Genomic DNA, 24,734 nt, shown 5'->3' on the forward strand with positions numbered 1-24,734 from the left:
AAGGACCGGAGCAGACGCGGCGCATGGCCTGTCGCCGCCCCAGAAAAAGCTTGACCGATCGATCAGAAAAAGATGAAAAACGGTACACATTACAAATATTTATTTGTGTACAATCGCCCTAACCCGATCCCTGCGGGACATCAGTGAACGGGTCTGGACACGGGTCGGCGTACCAAAGTTGCGTTGCGGTAACCTTGCTGGTTATCAATACTGGCGCCGATTTTTCGACCAACAAGAACATCAAAACCGTGGAACCTTAGAATGAGCACAGCAATCAGTCCGACTGCTTATAACTATAAGGTCGTCCGCCAGTTCGCCATCATGACGGTGGTCTGGGGGATCCTTGGCATGGGCCTCGGCGTCTTCATCGCCTCGCAGCTGGTGTGGCCGCAGCTGAACCTGGACCTTCCCTGGACCAGCTTCGGCCGCCTGCGCCCGCTGCACACCAACCTGGTGATCTTCGCCTTCGGGGGCTGTGCGCTGTTCGGCACCAGCTACTACGTGGTGCAGCGCACCTGCCAGACCCGGCTGATCTCCGACAGCATGGCCGCCTTCACCTTCTGGGGTTGGCAAGCCGTGATCGTCGGCGCGCTGATCACCCTGCCGATGGGCTACACCACCACCAAGGAATACGCCGAGCTGGAGTGGCCGCTGGCGATCCTGCTGGCCATCGTCTGGGTTACCTACGGGCTGGTGTTCTTCGGCACCATCGTCAAGCGCAAGACCAAGCACATCTATGTCGGCAACTGGTTCTACGGTGCGTTCATCGTGGTCACCGCGATGCTGCACATCGTCAACCACATCTCGCTGCCGGTGAGCCTGTTCAAGTCGTACTCGGCCTACTCCGGCGCCACCGACGCGATGATCCAGTGGTGGTACGGCCACAACGCCGTGGGCTTCTTCCTCACCACCGGCTTCCTGGGGATGATGTACTACTTCGTGCCCAAGCAGGCCGAGCGGCCGATCTACTCGTATCGCTTGTCGATCGTGCACTTCTGGGCGCTGATCACCCTGTACATCTGGGCCGGCCCGCATCACCTGCACTACACCGCCCTGCCTGACTGGGCGCAGTCGCTGGGCATGGTGATGTCGATCATCCTGCTGGCGCCAAGCTGGGGCGGCATGATCAACGGCATGATGACCCTGTCGGGTGCCTGGCACAAACTGCGCACCGACCCTATCCTGCGCTTCCTGGTGGTGTCGCTGGCGTTCTACGGCATGTCCACCTTCGAAGGCCCGATGATGGCCATCAAGACCGTGAACTCACTGTCGCACTACACCGACTGGACCATCGGCCACGTCCACGCCGGCGCCCTCGGCTGGGTGGCAATGATTTCGATCGGCGCCGTGTACCACATGATCCCGAAACTCTACGGCCGCGAGCAGATGCACAGCATCGGCCTGATCAACGCGCACTTCTGGCTGGCCACCATCGGTACCGTACTGTACATCGCCTCGATGTGGGTCAACGGCATCACCCAGGGCCTGATGTGGCGCGCCATCAACGATGACGGCACCCTCACCTACTCCTTCGTCGAAGCCCTGCAGGCCAGCCACCCCGGCTACATCGTCCGCGCCCTGGGCGGAGCGTTCTTCGCCAGCGGCATGCTGCTGATGGCCTACAACGTGTTCCGTACCGTACGTGCCGCCAACCCGGCACAGGCTGAAGAGGCCGCCAAGATCGTCGTTGTGGGAGCGCACTGATGAAGCATGAAGCCGTCGAGAAGAACATAGGCCTGCTGGCCTTCTTCATGGTCATCGCCGTGAGCGTCGGTGGCCTGACCCAGATCGTCCCGCTGTTTTTCCAGGACGTCACCAACAAGCCGGTCGAGGGCATGAAGCCGCGCACCGCGCTGGAGGTGGAAGGCCGCGATATCTACATCCGCGAAGGCTGCGTGGGCTGCCACTCGCAGATGATCCGCCCGTTCCGTGCCGAAACCGAGCGTTACGGCCACTACTCGGTAGCCGGTGAAAGCGTGTGGGACCACCCGTTCCTGTGGGGCTCCAAGCGTACCGGGCCGGACCTGGCCCGCGTCGGCGGCCGCTACTCCGATGACTGGCACCGAGCGCACCTGTACAACCCGCGCAACGTGGTACCGGAATCGAAGATGCCTTCCTACCCGTGGCTGGTCGAGAACAAGCTCGACGGCAAGGACACCGCGAAGAAGATGGAAGTGCTGCGCACACTCGGCACCCCGTACACCGACGCCGACATTGCCGGCGCACGTGACGCGGTCAAGGGCAAGACCGAAATGGACGCCATCGTCGCGTACCTGCAGGGTCTTGGCACCATCATCAAGAGCAAACGGTGACGCTGATGGATATCGGGATGATTCGCGGCCTGGGCACCGTCGTGGTGATGGTGGCGTTCGTGGGCCTGGCGCTGTGGGTGTTCAACCCACGGCGTAAAAAGGACTTCGACGAAGCGACCCAACTGCCCTTCGCGGATGACCCCGAGGCCACTCGGCACGTCGAGCAAGCAAAAGCTTCTGGGAGCAAACAACAATGACAACCTTCTGGAGTCTGTACGTTACCGTCCTGACCCTGGGCACCATCTTCTCGTTGACCTGGCTGCTGCTGTCGACCCGCAAGGGCCAGCGCGAAGAGGTTACCGACGAAACCGTCGGGCATGCCTTCGATGGCATCGAGGAATACGACAACCCGCTGCCGCAATGGTGGTTCTGGCTGTTCGTCGGCACCATCATCTTCGCCCTCGGTTACCTGGTGTTGTACCCGGGCCTAGGCAACTGGAAAGGCGTCCTGCCGGGCTATTCGTACCTGGATAACGACAAGCAGACCGAGTTTTCCAACGGCCAGCCGGGCTGGACCGGCGTGCACGAGTGGGAAAAGGAAATGGCCAAGGCCGACGCCCGTTTCGGGCCGATCTTCGCCAAATTCGCGGCCATGCCGATCGAAGAAGTGGCCAAGGACCCACAGGCATTGAAAATGGGTGCGCGGCTGTTCGCCTCCAACTGCTCGGTGTGCCACGGTTCCGACGCCAAGGGCGCCTTCGGCTTCCCCAACCTCACCGACAATGACTGGCGCTGGGGCGGCGAGCCGGAAACCATCAAGACCACCATCATGGCCGGTCGCCATGGCGTGATGCCGGCCTGGGCCGAAGTGATCGGTGACCAGGGCGTGGCCGATGTGGCTGCGTTCGTGGTCAGCAAACTCGATGGCCGCACACTGCCTGAAGGCGCGAAGGCCGATGTGGAGAACGGGCAGAAGATCTTCGCAGCCAACTGCGTGGCCTGCCACGGGCCGGAAGGCAAAGGTACGCCCGCCATGGGCGCTCCGAACCTGACCCACCCGCAGGCGTTCATCTACGGCTCGAGCTTTGCCCAATTGCAGCAGACCATTCGTTATGGCCGCCAGGGGCAGATGCCGGCCCAGGAACAACTGCAGGGCAACGACAAGGTGCACTTGCTGGCGGCTTACGTCTACAGCCTGTCGCACCAGGCTGAGCCAGCCAAGGCTGAGTAAGGCAGGCCTGGCCTCTTCGCGGGTAAACCCGCTCCTACACAGGATCCTTGTAGGAGCGGGTTTACCCGCGAAGAGGCCGGTACTGGCACAGCATTTCTCGCAGGCTGATGACCTGGATCAATTGACACCCGCCATAACACGTTTCATACCACGAACCCAACGCGACTAAAGGTCGCAGTGCGAACCCATACTGCCATCAGCGGCGTATCATGGGCCGCAGAGCGCTAGCAGATTGCGCGAGACTGCGGCCCGCACGCACAGGCCGCGGCGTTTCTCCACTGCCGTGGGACTTGATGATGAGCAAGCAAATTCCGGTACATGATGTGACCCCGCCTGCCAACAAAGGGAAGGATTCCGTCGACCTCTACGCTTCCCGGGAAAAGATCTACACCCGCGCCTTCACCGGCCTGTTCCGTCGCCTGCGCATGGTCGGCGGTGCAGTGCTTTTCCTGCTGTACTTCGGCACCGTGTGGCTGAACTGGGGGGGTCATCAGGCCGTGTGGTGGAACCTGCCCGAGCGCAAGTTCTACATCTTCGGCGCCACCATCTGGCCGCAAGACTTCATCCTGCTCTCGGGCATTCTCATCGTCGCCGCCTTCGGCCTGTTCTTCATCACGGTGTTCGCCGGCCGGGTGTGGTGCGGCTACACCTGCCCGCAAAGCGTGTGGACCTGGATTTTCATGTGGTGCGAAAAGGTCACCGAGGGTGACCGCAACCAGCGCATGAAGCTCGACAAAGCCCCCATGAGCGGCAACAAGTTCCTGCGCAAATTCGCCAAGCACAGCCTGTGGCTGCTGATCGGCTTTGTCACCGGCATGACCTTTGTCGGCTACTTCTCGCCGATCCGTGAACTGGCGATCGAATTCTTCACGGGCCAGGCCGATGGCTGGGCCTACTTCTGGGTCGGCTTCTTCACCCTCGCCACTTACGGCAACGCCGGCTGGCTACGCGAACAGGTGTGCGTGTACATGTGCCCCTATGCCCGCTTCCAGAGCGTGATGTTCGACAAGGACACGCTGATCGTGTCCTACGACCCACGCCGTGGCGAAACCCGCGGCCCGCGCAAGAAAGATACCGACTACAAGGCCCAGGGCCTGGGTGACTGCATCGACTGCACCATGTGCGTGCAGGTCTGCCCGACCGGCATCGACATCCGTGACGGCCTGCAGATCGAGTGCATCGGCTGCGCCGCCTGTATCGATGCCTGCGACAGCATCATGGACAAGATGAACTACCCCAAAGGGCTGATCAGCTACACCACCGAACACAACCTGTCCGGGCAGAAGACCCACATGCTGCGCCCGCGCCTGATCGGCTATGCCGTGGTACTGCTGGTGATGATGATCGGGCTGGCGACGGCCTTCGCCACCCGTTCGTTGGTCGGTTTCGACGTCAGCAAAGACCGCGTGTTGTACCGCGAAAACGCCCAGGGCCGGATCGAGAACGTGTACAGCCTGAAGGTAATGAACAAGGATCAGCGCGATCACGTCTACGTGCTGGACGCCGCCGGCCTGCCGGACCTCAAGCTCGAAGGCCAGCGCGAGATCCGCGTGGCCGCCGGTGACATCGTCAGCCTTCCCGTGCAGCTGTCGGTTGCCCCCGAAAAGCTGCCATCGACCACCAACGAAATCACCTTCATCCTCAAGAGCGCCGACGACAGCGACGCCCAGGTTGAAGCCAAGAGCCGTTTCATCGGCCCACAGATCCGCTAAGAGAGATAACGCACAATGCCTGCCGCCACCGCCGCCAGCCCCTGGTACAAGCACCTCTGGCCCTGGATCATCATCGGCATCCTCACCACCTCGGTGTGCCTGAGCCTGACCATGGTCAGCATCGCTGTGCACAACCCGGACAACCTGGTGAACGACAACTACTACGAGGCCGGCAAGGGCATCAACCGCTCGCTGGACCGCGAGCTGCTGGCGCAGCAGTTGGGCCTGAAAGCCAGTGTGCATCTGGACGAACTGACCGGCGAAGTGGACCTGCGCCTGACCGGTAGCAGTGCCCCGCAAAACCTGGAGCTGAACCTGATTTCGCCGACCCAGCCAGAGAAGGACCGCAAGGTGCTGCTGAGCCGGGTCGAAGCAGGGCGCTATGTGGGGCAGCTGGAGGACAAGGTCGAGGGCCGGCGCTTTGTCGAGCTGCTGGGCAGTGAAGAGGGCCAGGTATGGCGCCTGTTCGAAGAGGAAAAAGTGGCGCATGGTGTGACCTTGCAGTTGGGTGACGAAGCCCTGCAAGGCGCCGAACACCAACAGTAGTAACACCGCAAATCCCTGTGGGAGTGGGCACGCCCGCGAATGCGATAGTTCAGGCAAAGGTATTTCCAGGTCTGACGCATTCGCGGGCGCGCCCGCTCCCACAGGGTTTCCTATCTGCCTGAGCAGTGTCTGCCCTATGACCCAACCGACCCCCTGCTACCACTGCGCCCTGCCCGTCCCCACCGGCAGCCGCTTCACCGCCGTGGTCCTCGGCCAGCCGCGGCAGTTCTGCTGCCCCGGCTGTCAGGCGGTGGCCGAGTCGATCGTCGCTGGAGGCCTGGAACATTACTACCAGCACCGCAGCGACAACAGCGCCAACCCCGAAGCCCTGCCCAAGCAACTGCAGGACGAACTGGCCCTGTACGACCGCAGCGACGTGCAGCAAACCTTCGTCCGCCACCAGGGTGAGCTGGCCGAAACCACCTTGCTTGTCGAGGGCATCAGCTGCGCCGCCTGCGGCTGGCTGATCGAAAAGCACCTGCGCAACCTGCCCGGTGTTGCCGAAGCGCGCCTGAACCTGTCCAATCACCGCCTGCTGCTGAACTGGGATGACAAGCAGCTACCGCTGTCGCGCCTGCTGGCCGAACTTCGCCAGATCGGCTACGCCGCCCACCCCTACCAGCCTGACCAGGCCGCCGAGCAATTGGCCCGGGAAAACCGCAGCGCCCTGCGCCGCCTGGGCGTGGCCGGGCTGCTGTGGTTCCAGGCGATGATGGCGACCATGGCCACTTGGCCGGAATTCAACATCGACCTGACACCCGAGTTGCATACCATCCTGCGCTGGGTGGCACTGTTCCTGACCATACCCATCGTGTTCTACAGCTGCGCGCCCTTCTTCAAGGGCGCGGCGCGCGACCTGCGAACGCGCCACCTGACCATGGACGTTTCGGTGTCGCTGGCCATTGGCCTGGCGTTCGGCGCCGGCATCTGGACAGCCATCACTGGCAGCGGCGAGCTTTACTTCGACACGGTGGGCATGTTCGCCCTGTTCCTGCTGACCGGCCGCTACCTGGAGCGCCGCGCCCGCGAGCGCACAGCGGCGGCCACTGCGCAGCTGGTCAACCTGCTGCCAGCCTCATGCCTGCGCCTGGACGCCATCGGGCGCAGCGAACGCATCCTGCTCAGCGAGTTACAGTGCGGCGACACCGTGCAGGTGCTGCCCGGCGCGGTCATCCCTGCCGATGGGCGCATCGTCGAGGGCCGCTCCAGCGTCGACGAATCGCTGCTGACCGGCGAGTATCTGCCGCAACCACGCCGGGTGGGTGAGCGGGTCACTGGCGGTACGCTGAACGTTGAAAGCGCGCTGAATGTGGAAGTGGAAGCCCTTGGCCATGACTCACGCTTGTCGGCCATTGTCCGCCTGCTGGAACGCGCCCAGACCGAAAAACCGCGCCTGGCGGAAATCGCCGACCGCGCCTCGCAGTGGTTCCTGCTGTTCTCGCTGCTGGCCGCCGTTGCCATCGGCCTGTGGTGGTGGCACCTGGACCCGACACGGGCGTTCTGGATCGTACTGGCCATGCTCGTGGCCACCTGCCCTTGTGCCCTGTCTTTGGCTACGCCAACCGCACTGACCGCCGCCACCGGAACCCTGCACAAGCTTGGCCTGCTGGTGACCCGCGGCCATGTGCTGGAAGGCCTGAACCAGATCGACACGGTGATCTTCGACAAGACCGGTACACTGACCGAGGGCCGCCTGACCTTGCGCAACATCCGCCCGCTCGGCAGCCAGGCCGCCGACCGCTGCCTGGCCCTGGCCGCGGCGCTGGAAAACCGCTCTGAACACCCCATCGCTCGCGCCTTTGGTCGTACCGCCACACCTGCCGATGACGTACAGAGCGTACCCGGCCTGGGCCTGGAGGGGGTGGTCGACGGCCAGCGCCTGCGCATTGGTCAGGCTACCTTCGTCTGCGCCTTGAGTGGTGCGGAAATCCCCGCTGTACCCGAGCCGCGCGGCCAGTGGCTGCTGCTGGGCGACCGCCAGGGGCCACTGGCCTGGTTCGGCCTGGATGACCGCCTGCGCGACGATGCCCCGGCCCTGCTCGCTGCCTGCAAGGCGCGGGGCTGGCACACCCTGCTGCTGTCGGGCGACAGCTCGCCGATGGTTGCCGAAGTGGCCGCGCAGCTGGGTATCGACCAGGCCATTGGCGGCCTGCGCCCGGATGACAAACTGGACCGCCTGAAAGCCCTGCAGGCTGACGGGCGCAAGGTGCTGATGCTCGGCGACGGGGTCAACGATGTACCGGTACTGGCCGCCGCCGATATCAGCATCGCCATGGGCAGCGCCACCGACCTGGCCAAGACCAGTGCCGACGCCGTCTTGCTGTCCAACCGCCTGCAAGCGCTGGTGCAGGCGTTCGAGCTGGCCCGCCGCACCCGCCGCAACATCCTCGAGAACCTGCTGTGGGCGACCCTGTATAATGGCCTGATGTTGCCGTTCGCCGCGCTCGGCTGGATCACGCCGGTGTGGGCCGCCATCGGCATGTCGGTCAGCTCGCTGATCGTGGTGCTCAATGCCCTGCGCCTGACCCGGATGCCCGTGGCATCGGGCCCGCTGCCCCACGAAGCCCCTATACCCGGGAGGAAGTCGCCATGCCCGCCCTCTATGTCATGATCCCGGCAGCCCTGCTGCTGGTCGGCGTGGCCGTGTACATCTTCTTCTGGGCGGTAGACAGCGGTCAGTACGATGACCTTGAAGGCCCCGCCCACAGCATCCTGTTCGACGATCAGGACCCGCGCCACCAGGCGGCAGTGAAGCCTGACGATGCCGCAGCCGACACCGACAAGGAACCACCACCCCGTGCCTGACCTGCTTCCGCTGCTGGGCTCGGCACTGGTCCTTGGCCTGCTAGGGGGCGGTCACTGCCTGGGCATGTGCGGCGGCCTGATGGGCGCACTGACCTTGGCCATCCCCCCCGAACAACGCGGCAAGCGCCTGCGCCTGTTGCTGGCGTACAACCTGGGGCGCATTTTCAGCTATGCCTGCGCCGGCCTGTTGCTGGGCCTGGCCGGCTGGGCCGTGGCCAGCAGCCCGGCAGCGCTGGCGCTGCGGGTGGTTGCGGCACTGCTGCTGATTGCCATGGGCCTGTACCTGGCCGGCTGGTGGAGCGGGCTGACCCGTATCGAGGCACTGGGCCGCGGGCTGTGGCGGCATATCCAGCCGGTGGCGTCGCGATTGCTGCCAGTGTCCAGCCTCCCTCGGGCATTGCTGCTGGGCGCCCTCTGGGGCTGGCTGCCGTGCGGGCTGGTGTACAGCACCCTGCTGTGGGCGGCCAGCCAGGGCAATGCCGGCTACAGCGCCGGGTTGATGCTGGCGTTCGGGGTGGGCACCTGGCCGGTGTTGCTGGCAACCGGGCTGGCTGCCGAACGGGTAAACGCCCTGTTGCGGCGACGCAGCGTGCGCGTGGCGGGCGGTGTGCTGGTGATGCTATTCGGTGTCTGGACCCTGCCGGGCCCACACCAGCACTGGCTGATGGGGCATTGACGGGGGCTGCAAAGCAGCCCCAATGCCCTTGATACAAATCAACACAGTTTCCTACAGACGGCCATAGACTCCGGTGCACTGCTGCTCTTTCCGGGGACTACCCTCATGCTCGACGACCTCCGTTGGGATACCGACCTGATCCGCCGCTACGATCTCGCCGGGCCACGCTACACCTCTTACCCAACCGCCGTGCAACTGCACAGCGAGGTGGGTTCGTTCGACCTGCTCAACGCCCTGCGCGAGAGCCGACGGGCCGTGCGCCCGCTGTCGCTGTACGTGCATGTGCCGTTCTGCGCCAACATCTGCTACTACTGCGCCTGCAACAAGGTCATCACCAAAGACCGCGCCCGCGCTGCGCCCTACCTGCAGCGCCTGGAGCAGGAAATCCAGCTGGTCGCCTGCCACCTGGACCCTAAACAGCGTGTTGAACAGCTGCATTTTGGCGGCGGCACACCGACCTTCCTCAGCCATGTGGAACTGCGCCAGCTGATGGCCACCCTGCGCCAGCACTTCCACCTGCTGGACGACGATTCCGGCGACTACGGCATCGAGATCGATCCTCGCGAAGCCGACTGGTCGACCATGGGCCTGCTTCGCGAACTGGGCTTCAACCGCGTCAGCCTGGGTGTACAGGACCTCGACCCGGCCGTGCAGCGCGCGATCAACCGCCTGCAGAGCCTGGAACAGACCCGCACCCTGATCGAGGCTGCGCGCACGCTGCAGTTTCGCTCGGTCAACCTCGACCTGATCTACGGCCTGCCCAAGCAAACCCCGGAAGGCTTTGCCCGCACCGTGGAAGAAGTGATCCGCCTGCAGCCCGACCGCCTGTCGGTGTTCAACTATGCCCACCTGCCCGAGCGCTTCATGCCGCAACGGCGCATCGACAGCAACGACCTGCCCAGCGCCGCCGCCAAGCTGGAGATGCTGCACGCCACCATCGACCAACTGACCGCCGCCGGTTACCGCTACATCGGCATGGACCACTTCGCCCTGCCCGACGACGAACTGGCCATTGCCCAGGAAGAAGGCACCTTGCAGCGCAACTTCCAGGGCTACACCACCCACGGGCACTGCGACCTGATTGGCCTGGGCGTGTCGGCGATCAGCCAGATCGGCGACCTGTACTGCCAGAACAGCAGTGACCTCAACACCTACCAGGACAGCCTGTCCAACGCCCAGCTGGCCACCCAGCGCGGCTTGCTGTGCAACCACGACGACCGCATACGCCGGGCGGTGATCCAGCAACTGATCTGCCATTTCGAGCTGGATTTCGAACCCATCGAACAGGCTTTCACCCTGGATTTTCGCGGTTACTTCAACGACCTCTGGCCCGAGCTGCTGACCTTGCAGCGCGACGGCCTGATCAGCCTGGACGACAAGGGCATTCGCATCCTGCCCGCCGGCCGGCTGCTGGCGCGCTCGGTATGCATGGTGTTCGACGCCTATCTGGCGATGCACAACCGCCAGCGCTTCTCGCGAGTGATCTGAAAAACAAGGCGTTCAACCGCATGGACAAGCTTCCTTGTCAGGCACACTATGAGCACACAAGGACTCCCGGCAGGCCACCTGCCGGGGTTTCGCCAGCGCGCACCATCACCGCGCACACTGGCCTACACCCTGTGTCGTGAGTTACCCTTACGACTTATGTGTGCTTTCCCACAAGGATCGATTCAAATGTCCGAGCCAGTCAAACTGCGCCCACACAACCAGGCCCATTGCAAGGATTGCAGCCTGGCCCCTCTGTGCCTGCCTCTTTCGCTGAACCTGGAAGACATGGACGCGCTGGATGAAATCGTCAAACGCGGGCGGCCGCTCAAGAAAGGCGAGTTTCTGTTCCGCCAGGGTGACAGTTTTGGCTCGGTCTACGCAGTACGGTCCGGGGCCCTGAAAACCTTCAGCCTCAGCGACAGCGGCGAAGAGCAGATCACGGGCTTCCACCTGCCCAGCGAACTGGTCGGCCTGTCGGGCATGGATACCGAGGCCTACCCGGTATCGGCCCAGGCTCAGGAAACCACTTCGGTGTGTGAAATCCCCTTCGAGCGGCTGGACGAGCTGTCGGTGCAACTGCCGCAGCTACGTCGCCAGCTGATGCGGGTAATGAGCCGCGAAATCCGCGACGACCAGCAAATGATGCTGCTGCTGTCTAAAAAGACCGCCGACGAGCGCATTGCCACCTTCCTGGTCAACCTGTCGGCGCGCTTCCGCGCCCGCGGCTATTCGGCCAATCAGTTCCGCCTGAGCATGTCGCGCAACGAAATCGGCAACTACCTTGGCCTGGCGGTAGAAACCGTGTCGCGGGTGTTCACCCGCTTCCAGCAGAACGGCCTGCTGCGCGCCGAGGGCAAGGAAGTGCACATCCTCGACCCGATCCAGCTGTGCGCGCTGGCCGGTGGTGCAATCGAGGCCTGAGGCCACGTTTAGCGGGTATACTTGGGCATTCGTTTTCCCAGGATACCCGCAACAATGCACAGCGACGCCTTCGACCTCAAAGCCCTGATCCGCCCGGTAGTGGACTTCCCCAAACCGGGTGTGATCTTCCGCGACATTACCCCGTTATTCCAGTCGCCACGCGGGCTGCGCTATGTGGCCGACCAATTCATCGAGCGCTATGTCGAGGCGGAATTCAGCCACATCGGCGCCATGGACGCGCGGGGCTTCCTGATCGGCTCGATCATCGCCCACCAGCTGAACAAGCCGCTGATCCTGTTCCGCAAGCAGGGCAAGCTGCCAGCCGATGTGCTGAGCGAGGGTTACCAGACCGAGTACGGCGAAGCCTTCCTGGAAGTGCATGCCGACAGCCTGTGTGAAGGCGACTCGGTGCTGATCTTCGATGACCTGATTGCTACTGGCGGTACGCTGCTGGCGGCGGCCAACCTGGTGCGTCGTACCGGGGCGCAGGTGTTCGAGGCGGCGGCGATCATCGACCTGCCGGAACTGGACGGGTCGCGTCGGTTGCAAGCGGCCGGGGTGCCTACCTTCTGCCTGACCGAGTTTTCCCTCAGCGAGTACTGAGTGGGCCTTTGGGGCTGCTTTGCAGCCCATTCGCGGGTAAACCCGCTCCTACGAAGGCCGCGTATGTTTTGTAGGCGCGGGTTTACCCGCGAATGGGCCGCCAAGCGGCCCCAATGAATCAGAGCGAAATGGGCCGGCGCCCTGCAAAGGCATGGGCCAGGGTACCGCCGTCCACCATCTCCAGCTCGCCGCCCAGCGGCACACCATGGGCAATGCGAGACGCCACCAAGCCCTTCTCGCTCAGCAACTGGGCAATGTAATGCGCCGTCGCCTCCCCCTCCACCGTCGGGTTGGTCGCCAGGATCACCTCGGTAAAGGTGCCCTGCTCTTCGATCCGCGCCATCAGCTGCGGAATACCGATCGCCTCAGGCCCCAGGCCATCCAGCGGCGACAGGTGCCCCTTGAGCACGAAGTAACGGCCACGGTAGCCAGTCTGCTCCACCGCATACACATCGGTCGGCCCCTCGACCACGCACAGCTGTGTGTCGTCACGGCGCGGGTCGGCGCACTGCGGGCACAGTTCCTGCTCGGTGAGGGTGCGACACTGGCGGCAATGCCCTACCCCTTCCATGGCCTGGGTCAAGGCCTGAGCCAGGCGCAGCCCGCCACTGCGGTCGCGCTCGAGCAGTTGCAGGGCCATGCGCTGGGCGGTTTTCTGGCCAACGCCTGGCAAGATGCGCAGGCCATCGATCAGTTGGCGGATGAGAGGGCTGAAGCTCATGGGAAAGGCCTGACAATTCAATAAGAGGCGGTTTATACCCAGCGGGGGCGGTGGCGTCAAATCAGGTCACCCCAAGTCTACGCGGCCTGCAGCTTTATGAGAGCAACTGCCTTGCACAAAACTGGAAAGCCAGTGTGATCACTGTGGGAGCGGGCATGCCCGCGAAGCAGGCTGCACAGTGGATGGCACGGGCTTCGCCCGTGTTCGCGGGCATGCCCGCTCCCACAGTGATCGTGCAAAATTTCAAAGTTCGAGCAAAACAGTTGTCCCGACATAAAAAAGCAGACCGCGTCTGGGTTGAAATCTACGCAAAAAAACGCCGCTGATATCAGCGGCGTTTTTGAGTACCTCAATGCCTTAGAACGGCATCTTGAAGCCTGGCGGCAGCTGCATGCCGGCGGTCATGCCGCCCATCTTTTCCTGGCTGCTTTGCTCAACCTTGCGCACGGCGTCGTTCAGCGCAGCGGCAATGAGGTCTTCCAGTACTTCCTTGTCATCTTCATCAGTCGACATCAGGCTCTGGTCGATGCTGACGCGCTTGACGTCATGACGACCGGTCATCACCACGCTCACCAGCCCGCCACCGGACTGGCCGGTGACTTCGGCGTTCGCCAGTTCTTCCTGCATCTTCTGCATTTTTTCCTGCATCTGCTGGGCCTGCTTCATCAGGCCGGCCATGCCACCTTTCATCATGGGGTATACCTCGATTGGGTCATGTGATGCGGCCCGGCACCGGGCCGGCCGCATGGTTATCCATTACTGGCCCTGACTGACCAGGGCTTCTACAGGCTCAATAGTATCCTGCCGCACCTTGGCGCCGAACAACTTGATCATCTGCTGGATCAACGGATCCTGCTCGATCGACGCGACGGCGTCCTGCTGGCGCTCGGCTCGCTTGCGTGCCGCCGCCTGAGCCGGGGTTTCCTGCTCGGGCAGGATCAGCTCGATGCGCAGGTTCAGCGTGCGCCCCAGGTGCTGGTTGAGCGCTTCGTTCAGGCGCCGCTGCTGGGTGGCGTTGAACAGCGCCCCCTGGCCAGGGTCCAGGTGCAGCAACCAGTCGTCGCCATCGGCGGCAATCAGCGTACAGTTTGCCGCGATGTTGCCTGTCATCCCGGACACAGGCAACTGTGGGAATAATTCCAGCCATTGCAAGGCCAGGCCGGTGGCCGGTTTGGCTGCCGGCAACGGTTCGGCAGCCGGTTTGGACACGTCTTCCTGAACATGTTCGGCCAATTCGTCCAGGTAGCTGAAACCTGCCGGATCGCTTTCGCCGCCGTAATAGTCTTCGTCAAGCGGCGGCTCATCGTCGCGCTCCATCCCCACGGCAGCGTAGGCAGACGGGTCGAAAGGCGGCTCGTCGTGTGCCGGGGCGGCCTGTGTGGGCGCCACCGGGGCAACAGGCTCGGGCGCAGGTGCCGGTTCAGGCGCAGGTTCAGCCGCTAACGGCGCGGGTGCAACGGCAGGCTCTTCCCACGGCAGGTCGACCACTTCGGCGACCGGCTCAGGTACGGAGATAGCCTCGGCTTCCGCCTTCAGCTCAACATCTGCCTCGGCCTCCGGCTCATGATCAGCCGTCGCGGGTGCTGGCACCTCCAGCTGCGGGGCTTGCGCAACAGGTTCCGCCGGCACAGCCGCGACAGGCGATGAAAGCGCGACCGGCGCCGCAGCTGCCACCTGCCCTGCAGGATCAGCTGTGGCCTGGCTGATCCCCGTTGGCTTTAGCACCGGCTTCGGTGCGTCGTCCGTGTCTGCCGGGCGGAACGCCAGCATACGCAGCAGCACCATCTCGAAGCCACCGCGCGGGTCCGGCGCAAGGGGCAGGTCACGGCGGCCTATCAGGCCCATCTGATAATAGAACTGCACATCCTCGGCCGGCAGCGCCGAAGCCAGCGCCAATACCCGCTCGCGATCACCCTGGCCGTTGTCTACCGCTTCGGGCAGCGCCTGGGCAATGGCTACACGGTGCAGCACATTGAGCATTTCGGCCAGAACGCCCGACCAGTCCGGCCCTTGCTCGGCCAGATTACGCACGGCCTCCAGCAAAGCCCTGGCATCGCCTTCGAGCAGTGCCTGCAAGACCCCATACACCTGGCCATGGTCGAGGCTACCCAACATGGCACGTACATCGGCGGCCAGTACCTTGCCTTCACCGAAGGCGATGGCCTGGTCGGTCAGGCTCATGGCATCCCGCATGGAGCCGTCGGCCGCACGCCCCAGCAGCCACAGGGCATCTTCCTCGAACGGCACGTTCTCGGCGGCCAGTACGTGGCTGAGGTGCTCCACCACCCGCTCCGGGCTCATGTTCTTCAACGAGAACTGCAGGCAGCGCGACAGGATGGTGGCCGGCAGCTTCTGCGGGTCGGTGGTGGCGAGGATGAACTTGACGTAGGGCGGCGGCTCTTCCAGCGTCTTGAGCAAGGCGTTGAACGAGTGGGTCGAGAGCATGTGCACTTCGTCGATCAGGTAGACCTTGAAGCGCCCACGGCTAGGGGCGTACTGCACGTTATCGAGCAGTTCGCGAGTGTCCTCGACCTTGGTACGGCTGGCGGCGTCGATCTCGATCAGGTCGACGAAACGGCCTTCGTCGATTTCCCGGCACACCGAACAGGTACCACAGGGCGTGGAGGTGATGCCGGTTTCACAGTTCAGGCACTTGGCGATAATACGGGCGATGGTCGTCTTGCCCACCCCGCGGGTACCGGTGAACAGGTAGGCATGGTGCAGGCGCTGGTTGTCCAAGGCATTGATCAAGGCCTTGAGCACATGGGTCTGGCCGACCATTTCGCGGAACGAGCGCGGACGCCATTTTCGTGCAAGAACCTGATAACTCATCGAAAAACCATCGTAGCCTGATCGAGCGGAAGATCGCTAATGCTAGCGGAGCGGGGGCAAAATTGCACCCTGCGCAACTCGTCTAAGCTTGGAATGGCGCATTGTCCAGGGAGGATTGCCTTTGCGAAGACTGCTGGCCCTGTTACTGCTGTGGTCTACAAACAGCCTGGCTGACCAGCCGGTGCTGCGCTTCTCCGTAGCCGAGAGCTGGAGCATGCCCCTGGTACGCTTCGAAGGCGATCAGCCAGTGGAGGGATTGCTTTACGACCTGATGCAAGCCGTTGCCAGGCAAGTGGGCGCTCGCCCCGAGTTCCACGTCATGGCCCGCCTGCGCCTGGAGGAAGCCATGAGCAGCGGCGATATTGATGTGCGTTGCTACGTCAGTACCCAGTGGCTCAACGACCGTCCAAGGGATTTTGTGTGGAGTATCCCGCTGATTCATCAGCGCGACGTACTGGTGGGCCGCGCCGGCGACAGCACCCCGATGCCCCCGGAGCAACTGCCACCCCAGGCGATCGGCACGGTGCTGGGCTACACCTATTCAACCCTGCAACCACTGCTGGACCACGGCCAGTTGCACCGTGAGGACAGCCGCAACCAGTTGCTGGTACTGCAAAAGCTGCAGGCCGGCCGGTATCGCCATGCGGTGAGCAACCAGTTGTCGTTGCAGTGGTTCAACCAAGGGTTGCCAGCGGAGCAGCAATTGCAAGCGCTGGCGGTGCTGGACGAACAGGATTTGGGGTGCATGGTGCGCAACGATCCGGCGATACCGACACAAGGGCTGTTGCGGGCGTTGGTAAGGATGAAGCAGTCGGGGGAGATAGAGCGGATTTTGCAACGGTATGAAGCGACGGGCGACCCGTACAGTATGTCTGTGGCCCGCCCCGAAATACCCAGCAAAATGCCGGCACACAGCCAGCGCAACTAACGGCCCTGCTCATTTCGCGACCGCTTGCGCAATCCCTGTGGGAGCGGGCTTGCCCGCGAACACGGGCGAAGCCCGTGCCATCCACCGCGCTATATTCTTCGCGGGCACGCCCGCTCCCACAGCGTTGTGCGGCACACTCACAATCTCTATCACAAACTCAATGTCACCGGCCTTTACGTTCAAACGCCAAGCTGACAGCATCCGCCTGCCCCCAGGCAATCTGCATGGCCCGCAACCCATGCTCCAACAACTGCCTGGTTTCTTCGTCCTGAATACGCTCAAGCGCCCGCCGGCTATCGCTGTAGGCGAACATCAGGTAGTGGGAAACATTCATCAACGCGAACTCCATCGGGACGATGCCTTCGCTGATCGCGCGGGAAAGGGACTTGCCTTGGGGAAGATCGAAGACGTGGGGTGGATCGGGGACCAGTTTTTTCATGAGTTCACCATACCGGGCTGAGAGCACCCTTTCGCTTCCACACTTAGGGTGACAGTTGTACGCGGGGTGGAAGACCAGGGGTATGGCAAACCCGGCAGGCCCGAAGGCCTCCCACGCACAACCGTCATATCGACAGCCGCCAAACCACCCAGGCTTCCACACCCGATCGCTGAACTGACAGCGACCGAAAAAGCCTAGTGGGCGAGGTTGACCGGGACAATCAGACGGGAGACGACGGAGATCGTAGGATAATTCGCTATACCTACCTGACATGTAGGAGCTTTCTTCGATTGATATCAGATCCGTCTAAAATTACTCCGACGTGACATACATGACGATCTTGATCGCAATTGGACTACAACACTCACTGGAAGACGGCGGTTTCGCGGCCGAACCAAACCGCACACAATCAAGCCCGCCCCCCGGCACCTTCGCCGCAACAGAATAGACAGCCCGATGCATCAGGATGATCGTGAACATCTCGAACTTGAGAAGTTACAAAATGAAGGCCGCAAGTTAAGGGCCGAGGCACAGAAATTTGTAGCGGAAGCGCGTAAGCTCCGGCAGGAGGCGTTCTGGTACCCAATCGCAACGGGTTCAGCAGTTGTCACGACCATAGTTGGCGTAATGGCACTGGCCAGCAAGCTCTGAGCTTCGATTAATCCAGCCACAAGGAGTAACAAATGCACCGCGCCGCCCAGGATCACACCAGAACAGCACTGAATGAAGCAGAAGCGTTCGCCGAAGAAATGCGCAACCTTCGAGCGTCTTCGCCATGGACGGGTGTGCTCCTTTTTTACATCGGCGCAATCTCTACAGGGGTACTGCTGTTAGCAGGCATGCTGATTTTGCGCTCGCTCTGACCCAACTCCCTGCCGTCACACCAAAGCAAGTAAACCCGCACTCAAGAACAACCCCACACCAAACACAAAATGCGTGGCCAGGCTCTTCAGGCAGTTACGCGCAGGCGTCGGCGTCCTGGACGAAAAGAACCCTGCCCCCATCGCTGGCTGCATGAAGCACAGCGGCGCCACGGCTGTACCCACACCCACAACTACTGCAGGTAAAAGAGTAGGCGACCGCAACCAGCCCTCCCCTACGATCACAACCAGCAGCATCGCGAAAAGCACGCCGGTGGCGTAGTGAATCACCCATCCCCACGCCAACTCATCTCGCACCGGTTCCGCTTTGGCAATCGCCTGATGAGAAACACGCCCGCCTAGCAGGTGCCCCGCCCAACGTCCGACCATGGCAAAGTTCAGCGTTGCCACACCCAACCGCCTCAGCAGCAGCCCCCACAGGTCCATCACTACAGTGGCGCCGATGCCAATCGGCAACGCAGCTAGAAACATCGCAGTAAACGTCATTTGAACAAGCCCTCGAAGGTTGACGGTCATTACCATGCCGCGCAGCATAGAAGTTGAAGTCAACTTCAAGTCAAGGGCCCGAAATGGATATTGCCGACGTCGCCAAACGCACAGGCGTACCCGCATCGACACTGCGTTACTACGAGAAGAAAGGCTTGCTCAAGTCCTTGGCCGGGCGCGGCCAGCGTCGACAGTTTGCAGCCGATGTGGCAGACCGGTTGGCGCTGATCGCCCTGGGGCAGGCCGCGGGGTTTTCGCTGGATGAAGTGGGGGCGATGCTGGTGGACCTGCAGGTCGACCGGCAGATGCTGATGGCCAAGGCGGACGAGCTGGATGCGCGGATCAAGCGGTTGCAGGCTATGAGCAAGGGGTTGCGGCATGCCGCGCAATGCCCTGAGGAAGATCATCTGGCATGCCCCAAATTCCAGCGGCTGATGAAGCTGTCGGCGGCGGGGCTCGGGAAAAACAGGGGCTGAATCGCACTGACAAGATGATGGCATAATGATTCTAATGCGCCACTACTCAGTGTAAAGTTACGCGCCTCGACGCCCAGCCGTGCGCGAGAACAACACTTACGCTTAGGAAATGTTGCATGTCCACAATTAGAAATCTGACCGCTGCCGCCCTGATAACGTTAACCACTGGTTGCGCTACCGGCCTCAATTCGGCCCAAGAGTCGGAACTTGCTAGCTACCGCGCCAAAAACCTCGCGGTTGAAGAAAAAAACCCTGGGCTCGCTGCCGGCCTCGGCCTGCTTCCGGGAGGAGGCTCGTTCTATGGTCGCGCCTACGGTTTTGGCGTCGTTAACCTGCTTTTCTGGCCTCTCTCAATTCTCTGGGACCCAGTGAGCGGGCATGACGCTGCAGAGTTCATCAACTACCAGGCCACCAAAGCTCACGTTGCGAAGCTTAAAAAGCATGACATGGACGAGCTAGATGCCAAGCTGGAGTCCGACGCGATCGACCTCAAGCGATACACGCTTGACAAACGCAGGATCGATGACAAATACAACCTGTAAGGGCTGCCGATCAGCGCAACGCTCGGCATGAGGAATACACGTTCCGACGATGCTCAGCGCGGACGTAGAAGCCCCTGAGGCCATACACGACGTATGGCTTCTGTCTAATGTGACTGATATAACATTCAAGGATTATTCGAGTGAACTACTTCCGTTTGTTTCTAGCCTCGGCATTTATTGCGCTCTGCACAGGGTGTGCATCACCTGCCCAGATCTCCGGAATGGCCGTAATATCGGATCAAACCGATGCGCAATTCTATGACCAACGCCTGCATCGCAACATCCAGGTAACCGAGGTTAATGGCGGAGACAGCACCAATCCTCTCTGGACTTCGGAAATTGACGGCCCCGACTTTGGCGCAGCCCTCAAGCAATCACTTGCTAGTGCCGGCTTGCTAGGCGAAGGCCCCACTGCCTACACACTGCGCGCCAACCTGCTACGCGTCGATCAACCCATTTTTGGCGCGGATTTCGAAGTCACCTGCGAGGCTGAATACACACTGACCGAGTCAAGTTCAAACGCCGTCATCTTCCGAGAGATCATCCGGACGCCATATACCGCCGGGATGGGCGACTCACTAATCGGGATCAAGCGTCTTCGCCTGGCCAATGAGGGTTCGGCTCGCACCAATATCAGCACACTTATGAAGCGTCTCAAGGCGCTAAACCCTGAGGCCAAGCAAGTCTCTTTGAAGCAATAAGGCGCGCCTCCTGAATGCAGCCCTTATGAGGCAAGGATTTCAGACTGATGAGGAGGCCGGCCATTCAACCGTGCGGATATCCATCATAGGTGCTCAAAGCTCGGGGTGTGATCAGAATTGTTCCACTCAATTGCTCCACTTTTCTGGTCCACTCCGGTGACATGTTTGGTTTACATCGTCCGACGCCAATCCGTTTGCTACCTAAATCTTCGACTCCCGAAGCGTCTGTTCCCCAACCGCCATACCCTTCGCGTATCCCTCCTATTGCGTGACGTCAAGCTGCTCTGTTTCTCGAAACATTGTTGGAGGAGCAAGTGAGCAGGCAATTAGGCGAACACCCTCTCACAGCAACTTTTCAGAAATAATGGCGAGAGCACCGCTCGATAACTAATTAGATCGGTGCCCGCCATAAACCAAAACTTACTGGTACAGCGAAATGGTACCCTTCAACTGTTCCGCAAATCCGTAGATATCATCCACAGATGCAATTGGGTGGCGCGTTTCATTCTTTTCAGCGTCGAAGGTTCCTATGTACTTCTGGCTGCGATTGAAGTGCAATCGGCAAATCGGTTTACGATTATTATCATCCAGCAGAATCCCGAAATAACTTTGGGTATCACGGTGAACAATCCGCTTTGCATCCACAACCGCCCGCACAATTGCCTTGACGATATGGAAGCCCTCAAGCTCTTCAAGAGTAGTCTGGACACGGTCGTCGTCGCCGGTTCCCTCGGCAGACTCAGGCGCCGGAGCTGCCTGAACGGCCATCATCGCATAAGACGGCTCGACCGCACCGCTCATAGCCGACTTAAGCCTGTCGTTAATCTGATCTCCTAGGAACTGGATTGCCGCCTTCCTAGTCAAGGTGGTGAATTGCTCCCTCACTTTCTGGGTAATGATCCCGTCGTAGACCCGAGTAGCGAAGAACTTCACGAACTCTTCACTAGGCTGACTGAACTGCGAAGCCATCTCTTTCTTGATCTGGCCAACGTACTTCAGTTCTCCTGCAGCACTGATGATCGAGTCAACATCGAATGCAGACTTGGTTAGCTTCTGAAGCTCCGGAAGGGCGTGCTCGTCCAGATCGAGAAGGTCTAGCTCCAAGAATGGCTTCTCATCCATCTTGTTAGGGGCATCGAGGTCGGTGAAGAACCGGTAAACCTGGCCATTGGTAAGGATCGAGATACGGGCAGTGGTGACGTGGAAGTACCGGAACAGCTGGCTCGCATGGTTGATATGCAGGGGTTCGCCGATCTTCTTGCACTCGATAAGGATCTGAATTTCGCCGTTTTTCATGATGGCGTAGTCGATCTTCTCGCCCTTCTTCGTCCCAACGTCGCAGACGTACTCTGGCGTAACCTCTGAGGGATCGAAGACGTCGTAGCCTAGGACGGAGTTGATGAAGGGCATGACAAAGGCAATCTTGGTCGCCTCCTCTGTCTGGATAGCAGGGCCCTGCTGGCGGATCTTGGCTGATAATGCGTTCAGTCGCTCTAAGAATTCCATCTCTCACTCCTCGCTCAGATGCCACATCCTAGTAGCACAGCCACCATACTGGCAATTGCAAATCACTGCGAGAGACAAGGGAAAACGCCACATGAGCGAATGAAAGGTAGCGCCGAGATTGGCGTAACCAGGGAGGCTATTGGAGAGGCGAGATGACGAAGCTGCTCAGCACAGTGCACCACTTAGGTGTACTACGGCACTGGTCCACTTCGAAATTTTGAGCGAGAACAGTCCTTTAGAATTAAGGACCTACAGAATGGAGGCGGCCCCACCAGCCACACCCCGGCACTCGATGTTCCCGCTATGGCTGCTCCCTTCCGGGCCTGACCAGGTTAACGGGTAATCAATGCGGGGGGACCGATGGGGCCACCACTACATGCCTCGCTGAGCAGCGAGTGGCGCCATTGTACCGGTCTTTGGAGCAGATACAACCACCGCGGCAGAAAAAGTCATCATTTCTCAATGACTTGTCAGGGTCGAGATGGCCTGGACGGGCCTCTTCGCGGGTAAACCCGCTCCTACGGGCGACCGCGCAGGCTTTTCAAATTTTGAGCAAGACAGTTGCCCCCCACAGGGGGGCACGGATGCCTAGACCGCTATGCCCTGTTCGGCCAGGAAGGTAACGAAGGCATCTTCGTCCAGTACCTTCACACCCAGCTCAGCAGCCTTGGCCAGCTTGGAACCTGCCCCCGGCCCTGCCACCACGCAGTGGGTCTTGCCGGAAACGGAACCGGCAACCTTGGCCCCCAGGCTTTCCAGCTTGTCCTTGGCAATGTCGCGGCTCATGCGCTCCAGCGTACCGGTCAGCACCCAGGTCTGGCCGGCCAGCGGCAAGCCTTCGGCCACCTTCTTCTCGCTGCTCCAGTGCATGCCGAATGCCAGCAGCTGCGCTTCGATGTCCCGGGCCAGTTTCTGGTTTGCTTCATCCTTGAAGAACTCACGCACTGCGTCGGCCTGCTTGGCCGCCAGGGCCTGGCGCAGATCAATGCCGTCGGCGGCGATGATCTTGTCCAGGCTGTCGAGCTTGGCCACCAACTTCTCGGCACCGGTCGGGCCGACGGAGGCAATGTCGAGCTTGGCGATCATCCCGGCCAAGGTGGTGCTGGCGGCAAATTCGGCAGCCAGCTCACCTTCGTCCTGCAACTGCATACCGCTGTCGAGCAGCTGCTGGATAACCTTCTGGTTGTGCTCGTCTTCAAAGAAATTGTGGATCTCGTAGGCCACTTCGAGACCGATGTCCGGCAAATAGGTCAGCACCTGCGGCAATGCCTGCTGCACGCGCGCCAGGCTGCCCAGCGAGCGGGCCAGCACCTTGGCAGTCTCCTCGCCGACATCCGGGATGCCCAGCGCGTAGATGAAGCGCGCCAGGCTCGGGCGCTTGCTGGCTTCAATGGCATCCAGCAGCTTCTGGGTCGACACCTCGGCAAAGCCTTCAAGGCCGACGACCTGCTCGAACTGCAGCTTGTACAGGTCAGCCGGCGAGCCGATCAGGCCTTCATCCACCAACTGCTCGACACTCTTCTCACCCAGGCCGTCGATGTCCATGGCACGGCGCGACACATAATGAATGATCGCCTGCTTGAGCTGGGCGCCACAGGCCAGGCGGCCGACACAGCGGTACACCGCACCTTCGCTGGTGGTTTCCTTGCCCTTGCTGCGCTTTACCAGCCGGGTACGCTCGACCTGCGAGCCACAGACCGGGCATGCGCTTGGCACCTCTACCGGGCGGGCGCCTTGCGGACGACGCTCCAGCACCACCTGCATCACCTGCGGGATCACGTCGCCGGCCCTGCGAATGATCACCGTGTCGCCGATACGCAGGCCCAGGCGGGCGATTTCGTCCATGTTGTGCAAGGTGGCGTTGGATACGGTCACACCGGCCACCTTGACCGGCTTCAGGCGCGCCACAGGCGTGACTGCACCCGTACGGCCAACCTGGAACTCGACATCCAGCACCTCGGTCAGCTCTTCCATGGCCGGGAACTTGTGGGCAATCGCCCAGCGCGGCTCACGGGCGCGGAAGCCCAGCTCGCGCTGGGCGGCCAGGCTGTTGACCTTGAACACTACACCGTCGATCTCATACGGCAGGCTGTTACGCCGCTCGCCAATGTCGCGATAGTAGGCCAGGCACTCTTCGATGCCCGCCGCATGTTTGAGCTCGCGGCTGATCGGCAGGCCCCAGGCCTTGAGTTGTTCGAGGATGCCGATGTGGCTGTCGCCGATACTCTCGGACACCTGGCCAACGCCATAGCAGCAGAACTCCAGCGGGCGGCTGGCGGTAATTTTCGAATCCAGCTGGCGCAGGCTGCCAGCGGCAGCGTTGCGCGGGTTGGCGAAGGTCTTGCCACCGGCCTCGGCCTGGGCGGCATTGAGCCGGTCGAAGCCGGCCTTGCTCATGTACACCTCGCCGCGCACCTCCAGCACTGCCGGCCAGCCCTTACCCTGCAACTTGAGCGGGATGTTGCGCACGGTGCGTACGTTGGCGCTGATGTCTTCGCCAGTGGTGCCGTCGCCACGGGTGGCGCCCTGCACCAGCTGGCCGTCGCGGTACAGCAGGCTCACGGCCAGGCCATCGAGCTTGGGTTCGCAGCTGTAGTCGACCGCGCCAGGCTGATCGAGGCCTTCTACCACGCGACGGCCGAACTCACGCAGGTCGGCTTCTTCGAAGGCATTGCCCAGGCTGAGCATCGGCACTTCGTGGCGCACCTGGCTGAACGCCGCCAAGGCAGCGCCGCCAACGCGCTGGGTGGGCGAGTCAGGGGTTACCAGGTGCGGGTGTTCGGCTTCCAGCGCCTTGAGCTCGTTGAACAGGCGGTCGTATTCGGCATCGGGCACGCTGGGCTCGTCGAGCACGTAGTAGCGATAATTGTGCTGATCGAGCTCGGCACGCAGTTCGAGGATACGGGTTTCGGCGGTCATGGGATTTGTCTTCTCTTGCAAAGCAAAAGAGCAGCTTGGGGTGTGCGTGGGGTTCTAGGGAGTCGTTGC

Annotated in this window: 26 protein-coding genes and 1 other RNA gene; 19 read left to right on the forward strand and 8 right to left on the reverse strand. The window is 61.6% G+C overall.

Going from position 1 to position 24,734, the window contains the following annotated elements:
- Positions 1–261: 261 nt before the first annotated feature.
- The 12 genes from ccoN (at position 262) to N5D53_RS25345 (ending at position 12,234) form a co-directional block, all read left to right on the forward strand.
- Complete coding sequence (gene ccoN / locus N5D53_RS25290) at positions 262–1,704, forward strand: cytochrome-c oxidase, cbb3-type subunit I (protein ID WP_003254284.1); 1,443 nt, start codon at positions 262–264, stop codon at positions 1,702–1,704.
- Positions 1,704–2,312 (forward strand): cytochrome-c oxidase, cbb3-type subunit II, encoded by a 609-nt coding sequence (ccoO, locus tag N5D53_RS25295; RefSeq protein ID WP_010955006.1) that lies wholly within the window; start codon positions 1,704–1,706, stop codon positions 2,310–2,312. The genes ccoN and ccoO overlap by 1 nt, the downstream gene beginning before the upstream one ends.
- Before the next feature lie 5 nt (positions 2,313–2,317).
- Entirely contained in the window at positions 2,318–2,509 is a 192-nt protein-coding gene (locus N5D53_RS25300) for a CcoQ/FixQ family Cbb3-type cytochrome c oxidase assembly chaperone (RefSeq protein WP_003254287.1), read from the forward strand.
- Complete coding sequence (gene ccoP / locus N5D53_RS25305; protein ID WP_014590224.1) at positions 2,506–3,483, forward strand: cytochrome-c oxidase, cbb3-type subunit III; 978 nt, start codon at positions 2,506–2,508, stop codon at positions 3,481–3,483. Before N5D53_RS25300 ends, ccoP begins: the two co-directional genes overlap by 4 nt.
- Positions 3,484–3,779: 296 nt before the next feature.
- On the forward strand, positions 3,780–5,195 hold the full coding sequence (ccoG, locus tag N5D53_RS25310; protein ID WP_279841010.1) for a cytochrome c oxidase accessory protein CcoG: 1,416 nt from the start codon (positions 3,780–3,782) through the stop codon (positions 5,193–5,195).
- 15 nt (positions 5,196–5,210) lie between these two features.
- Positions 5,211–5,741 (forward strand): FixH family protein, encoded by a 531-nt coding sequence (locus N5D53_RS25315; protein ID WP_104961087.1) that lies wholly within the window; start codon positions 5,211–5,213, stop codon positions 5,739–5,741.
- A gap of 136 nt (positions 5,742–5,877) precedes the next feature.
- Positions 5,878–8,352 (forward strand): heavy metal translocating P-type ATPase, encoded by a 2,475-nt coding sequence (locus N5D53_RS25320; RefSeq protein WP_279841011.1) that lies wholly within the window; start codon positions 5,878–5,880, stop codon positions 8,350–8,352.
- Positions 8,331–8,546 (forward strand): cbb3-type cytochrome oxidase assembly protein CcoS, encoded by a 216-nt coding sequence (gene ccoS / locus N5D53_RS25325; protein WP_010955011.1) that lies wholly within the window; start codon positions 8,331–8,333, stop codon positions 8,544–8,546. Before N5D53_RS25320 ends, ccoS begins: the two co-directional genes overlap by 22 nt.
- A complete protein-coding gene (locus tag N5D53_RS25330; protein ID WP_104961085.1) occupies positions 8,539–9,222 on the forward strand; it encodes a sulfite exporter TauE/SafE family protein in 684 nt (227 codons plus the stop codon). Before ccoS ends, N5D53_RS25330 begins: the two co-directional genes overlap by 8 nt.
- Before the next feature lie 105 nt (positions 9,223–9,327).
- The gene (hemN, locus tag N5D53_RS25335) at positions 9,328–10,710 is read left to right on the forward strand and encodes an oxygen-independent coproporphyrinogen III oxidase (protein WP_010955013.1); all 1,383 of its coding nucleotides are present in this window, start codon (positions 9,328–9,330) and stop codon (positions 10,708–10,710) included.
- Between the two features lie 186 nt (positions 10,711–10,896).
- Complete coding sequence (gene fnrA / locus N5D53_RS25340; RefSeq protein ID WP_003254301.1) at positions 10,897–11,631, forward strand: Crp/Fnr family transcriptional regulator FnrA; 735 nt, start codon at positions 10,897–10,899, stop codon at positions 11,629–11,631.
- 54 nt (positions 11,632–11,685) lie between these two features.
- Positions 11,686–12,234 (forward strand): adenine phosphoribosyltransferase, encoded by a 549-nt coding sequence (locus N5D53_RS25345; RefSeq protein WP_009683910.1) that lies wholly within the window; start codon positions 11,686–11,688, stop codon positions 12,232–12,234.
- Between the two features lie 118 nt (positions 12,235–12,352).
- Here the strand turns inward: N5D53_RS25345 and recR are convergent, their stop codons facing one another.
- On the reverse strand, positions 12,353–12,955 hold the full coding sequence (gene recR, locus N5D53_RS25350; protein ID WP_003254304.1) for a recombination mediator RecR: 603 nt from the start codon (positions 12,953–12,955) through the stop codon (positions 12,353–12,355).
- 155 nt (positions 12,956–13,110) lie between these two features.
- Here recR and N5D53_RS25355 point away from each other — a divergent pair, with 155 nt between their 5' ends.
- Positions 13,111–13,281: a hypothetical protein gene (locus N5D53_RS25355; RefSeq protein WP_162497223.1), complete on the forward strand. Its 171-nt coding sequence runs from the start codon at positions 13,111–13,113 to the stop codon at positions 13,279–13,281.
- 31 nt (positions 13,282–13,312) lie between these two features.
- Here N5D53_RS25355 and N5D53_RS25360 read toward each other — a convergent pair whose 3' ends face one another.
- Positions 13,313–13,648, reverse strand: coding sequence for a YbaB/EbfC family nucleoid-associated protein (locus N5D53_RS25360; protein WP_003254305.1), 336 nt, complete (start codon positions 13,646–13,648; stop codon positions 13,313–13,315).
- Between the two features lie 63 nt (positions 13,649–13,711).
- Positions 13,712–15,787, reverse strand: coding sequence for a DNA polymerase III subunit gamma/tau (gene dnaX / locus N5D53_RS25365; protein WP_279841012.1), 2,076 nt, complete (start codon positions 15,785–15,787; stop codon positions 13,712–13,714).
- A 121-nt stretch (positions 15,788–15,908) separates the two neighbouring features.
- Here dnaX and N5D53_RS25370 point away from each other — a divergent pair, with 121 nt between their 5' ends.
- Entirely contained in the window at positions 15,909–16,715 is an 807-nt protein-coding gene (locus tag N5D53_RS25370; protein WP_279841013.1) for an ABC transporter substrate-binding protein, read from the forward strand.
- A gap of 163 nt (positions 16,716–16,878) precedes the next feature.
- Here N5D53_RS25370 and N5D53_RS25375 read toward each other — a convergent pair whose 3' ends face one another.
- Positions 16,879–17,154 (reverse strand): hypothetical protein, encoded by a 276-nt coding sequence (locus N5D53_RS25375; RefSeq protein WP_012051686.1) that lies wholly within the window; start codon positions 17,152–17,154, stop codon positions 16,879–16,881.
- Between the two features lie 456 nt (positions 17,155–17,610).
- On the opposite strand from N5D53_RS25375, the gene N5D53_RS25380 reads away from it, so the two are divergent.
- The gene (locus N5D53_RS25380; RefSeq protein ID WP_020193510.1) at positions 17,611–17,805 is read left to right on the forward strand and encodes a hypothetical protein; all 195 of its coding nucleotides are present in this window, start codon (positions 17,611–17,613) and stop codon (positions 17,803–17,805) included.
- 32 nt (positions 17,806–17,837) lie between these two features.
- On the forward strand, positions 17,838–18,017 hold the full coding sequence (locus tag N5D53_RS25385; RefSeq protein WP_010955016.1) for a hypothetical protein: 180 nt from the start codon (positions 17,838–17,840) through the stop codon (positions 18,015–18,017).
- A 15-nt stretch (positions 18,018–18,032) separates the two neighbouring features.
- On the opposite strand, the gene N5D53_RS25390 is transcribed toward N5D53_RS25385, so the two are convergent.
- Positions 18,033–18,521: a DUF2938 domain-containing protein gene (locus N5D53_RS25390; RefSeq protein WP_104887837.1), complete on the reverse strand. Its 489-nt coding sequence runs from the start codon at positions 18,519–18,521 to the stop codon at positions 18,033–18,035.
- Positions 18,522–18,604: 83 nt separating this feature from the next.
- Here N5D53_RS25390 and N5D53_RS25395 point away from each other — a divergent pair, with 83 nt between their 5' ends.
- The 3 genes from N5D53_RS25395 (at position 18,605) to N5D53_RS25405 (ending at position 20,240) form a co-directional block, all read left to right on the forward strand.
- Positions 18,605–18,997 (forward strand): helix-turn-helix domain-containing protein, encoded by a 393-nt coding sequence (locus N5D53_RS25395; RefSeq protein WP_279841014.1) that lies wholly within the window; start codon positions 18,605–18,607, stop codon positions 18,995–18,997.
- 116 nt (positions 18,998–19,113) lie between these two features.
- On the forward strand, positions 19,114–19,539 hold the full coding sequence (locus N5D53_RS25400) for a hypothetical protein (protein WP_279841015.1): 426 nt from the start codon (positions 19,114–19,116) through the stop codon (positions 19,537–19,539).
- 140 nt (positions 19,540–19,679) lie between these two features.
- Entirely contained in the window at positions 19,680–20,240 is a 561-nt protein-coding gene (locus N5D53_RS25405; RefSeq protein WP_279841016.1) for a hypothetical protein, read from the forward strand.
- A gap of 420 nt (positions 20,241–20,660) precedes the next feature.
- Here N5D53_RS25405 and N5D53_RS25410 read toward each other — a convergent pair whose 3' ends face one another.
- The 3 genes from N5D53_RS25410 to ligA form a co-directional block, all read right to left on the reverse strand.
- Positions 20,661–21,746 carry a type I restriction endonuclease gene (locus N5D53_RS25410; RefSeq protein ID WP_279841017.1) on the reverse strand — a complete coding sequence of 362 codons (1,086 nt, stop codon included), beginning with the start codon at positions 21,744–21,746 and terminating at the stop codon, positions 20,661–20,663.
- 266 nt (positions 21,747–22,012) lie between these two features.
- Positions 22,013–22,109: signal recognition particle sRNA small type (gene ffs, locus N5D53_RS25415), an RNA gene on the reverse strand.
- A gap of 225 nt (positions 22,110–22,334) precedes the next feature.
- The gene (ligA, locus tag N5D53_RS25420) at positions 22,335–24,665 is read right to left on the reverse strand and encodes an NAD-dependent DNA ligase LigA (RefSeq protein ID WP_104961081.1); all 2,331 of its coding nucleotides are present in this window, start codon (positions 24,663–24,665) and stop codon (positions 22,335–22,337) included.
- Positions 24,666–24,734 lie beyond the last annotated feature (69 nt).

The sequence above is a fragment of the Pseudomonas sp. GD03862 genome (assembly GCF_029840855.1).
Classification (GTDB): domain Bacteria; phylum Pseudomonadota; class Gammaproteobacteria; order Pseudomonadales; family Pseudomonadaceae; genus Aquipseudomonas; species Aquipseudomonas alloputida.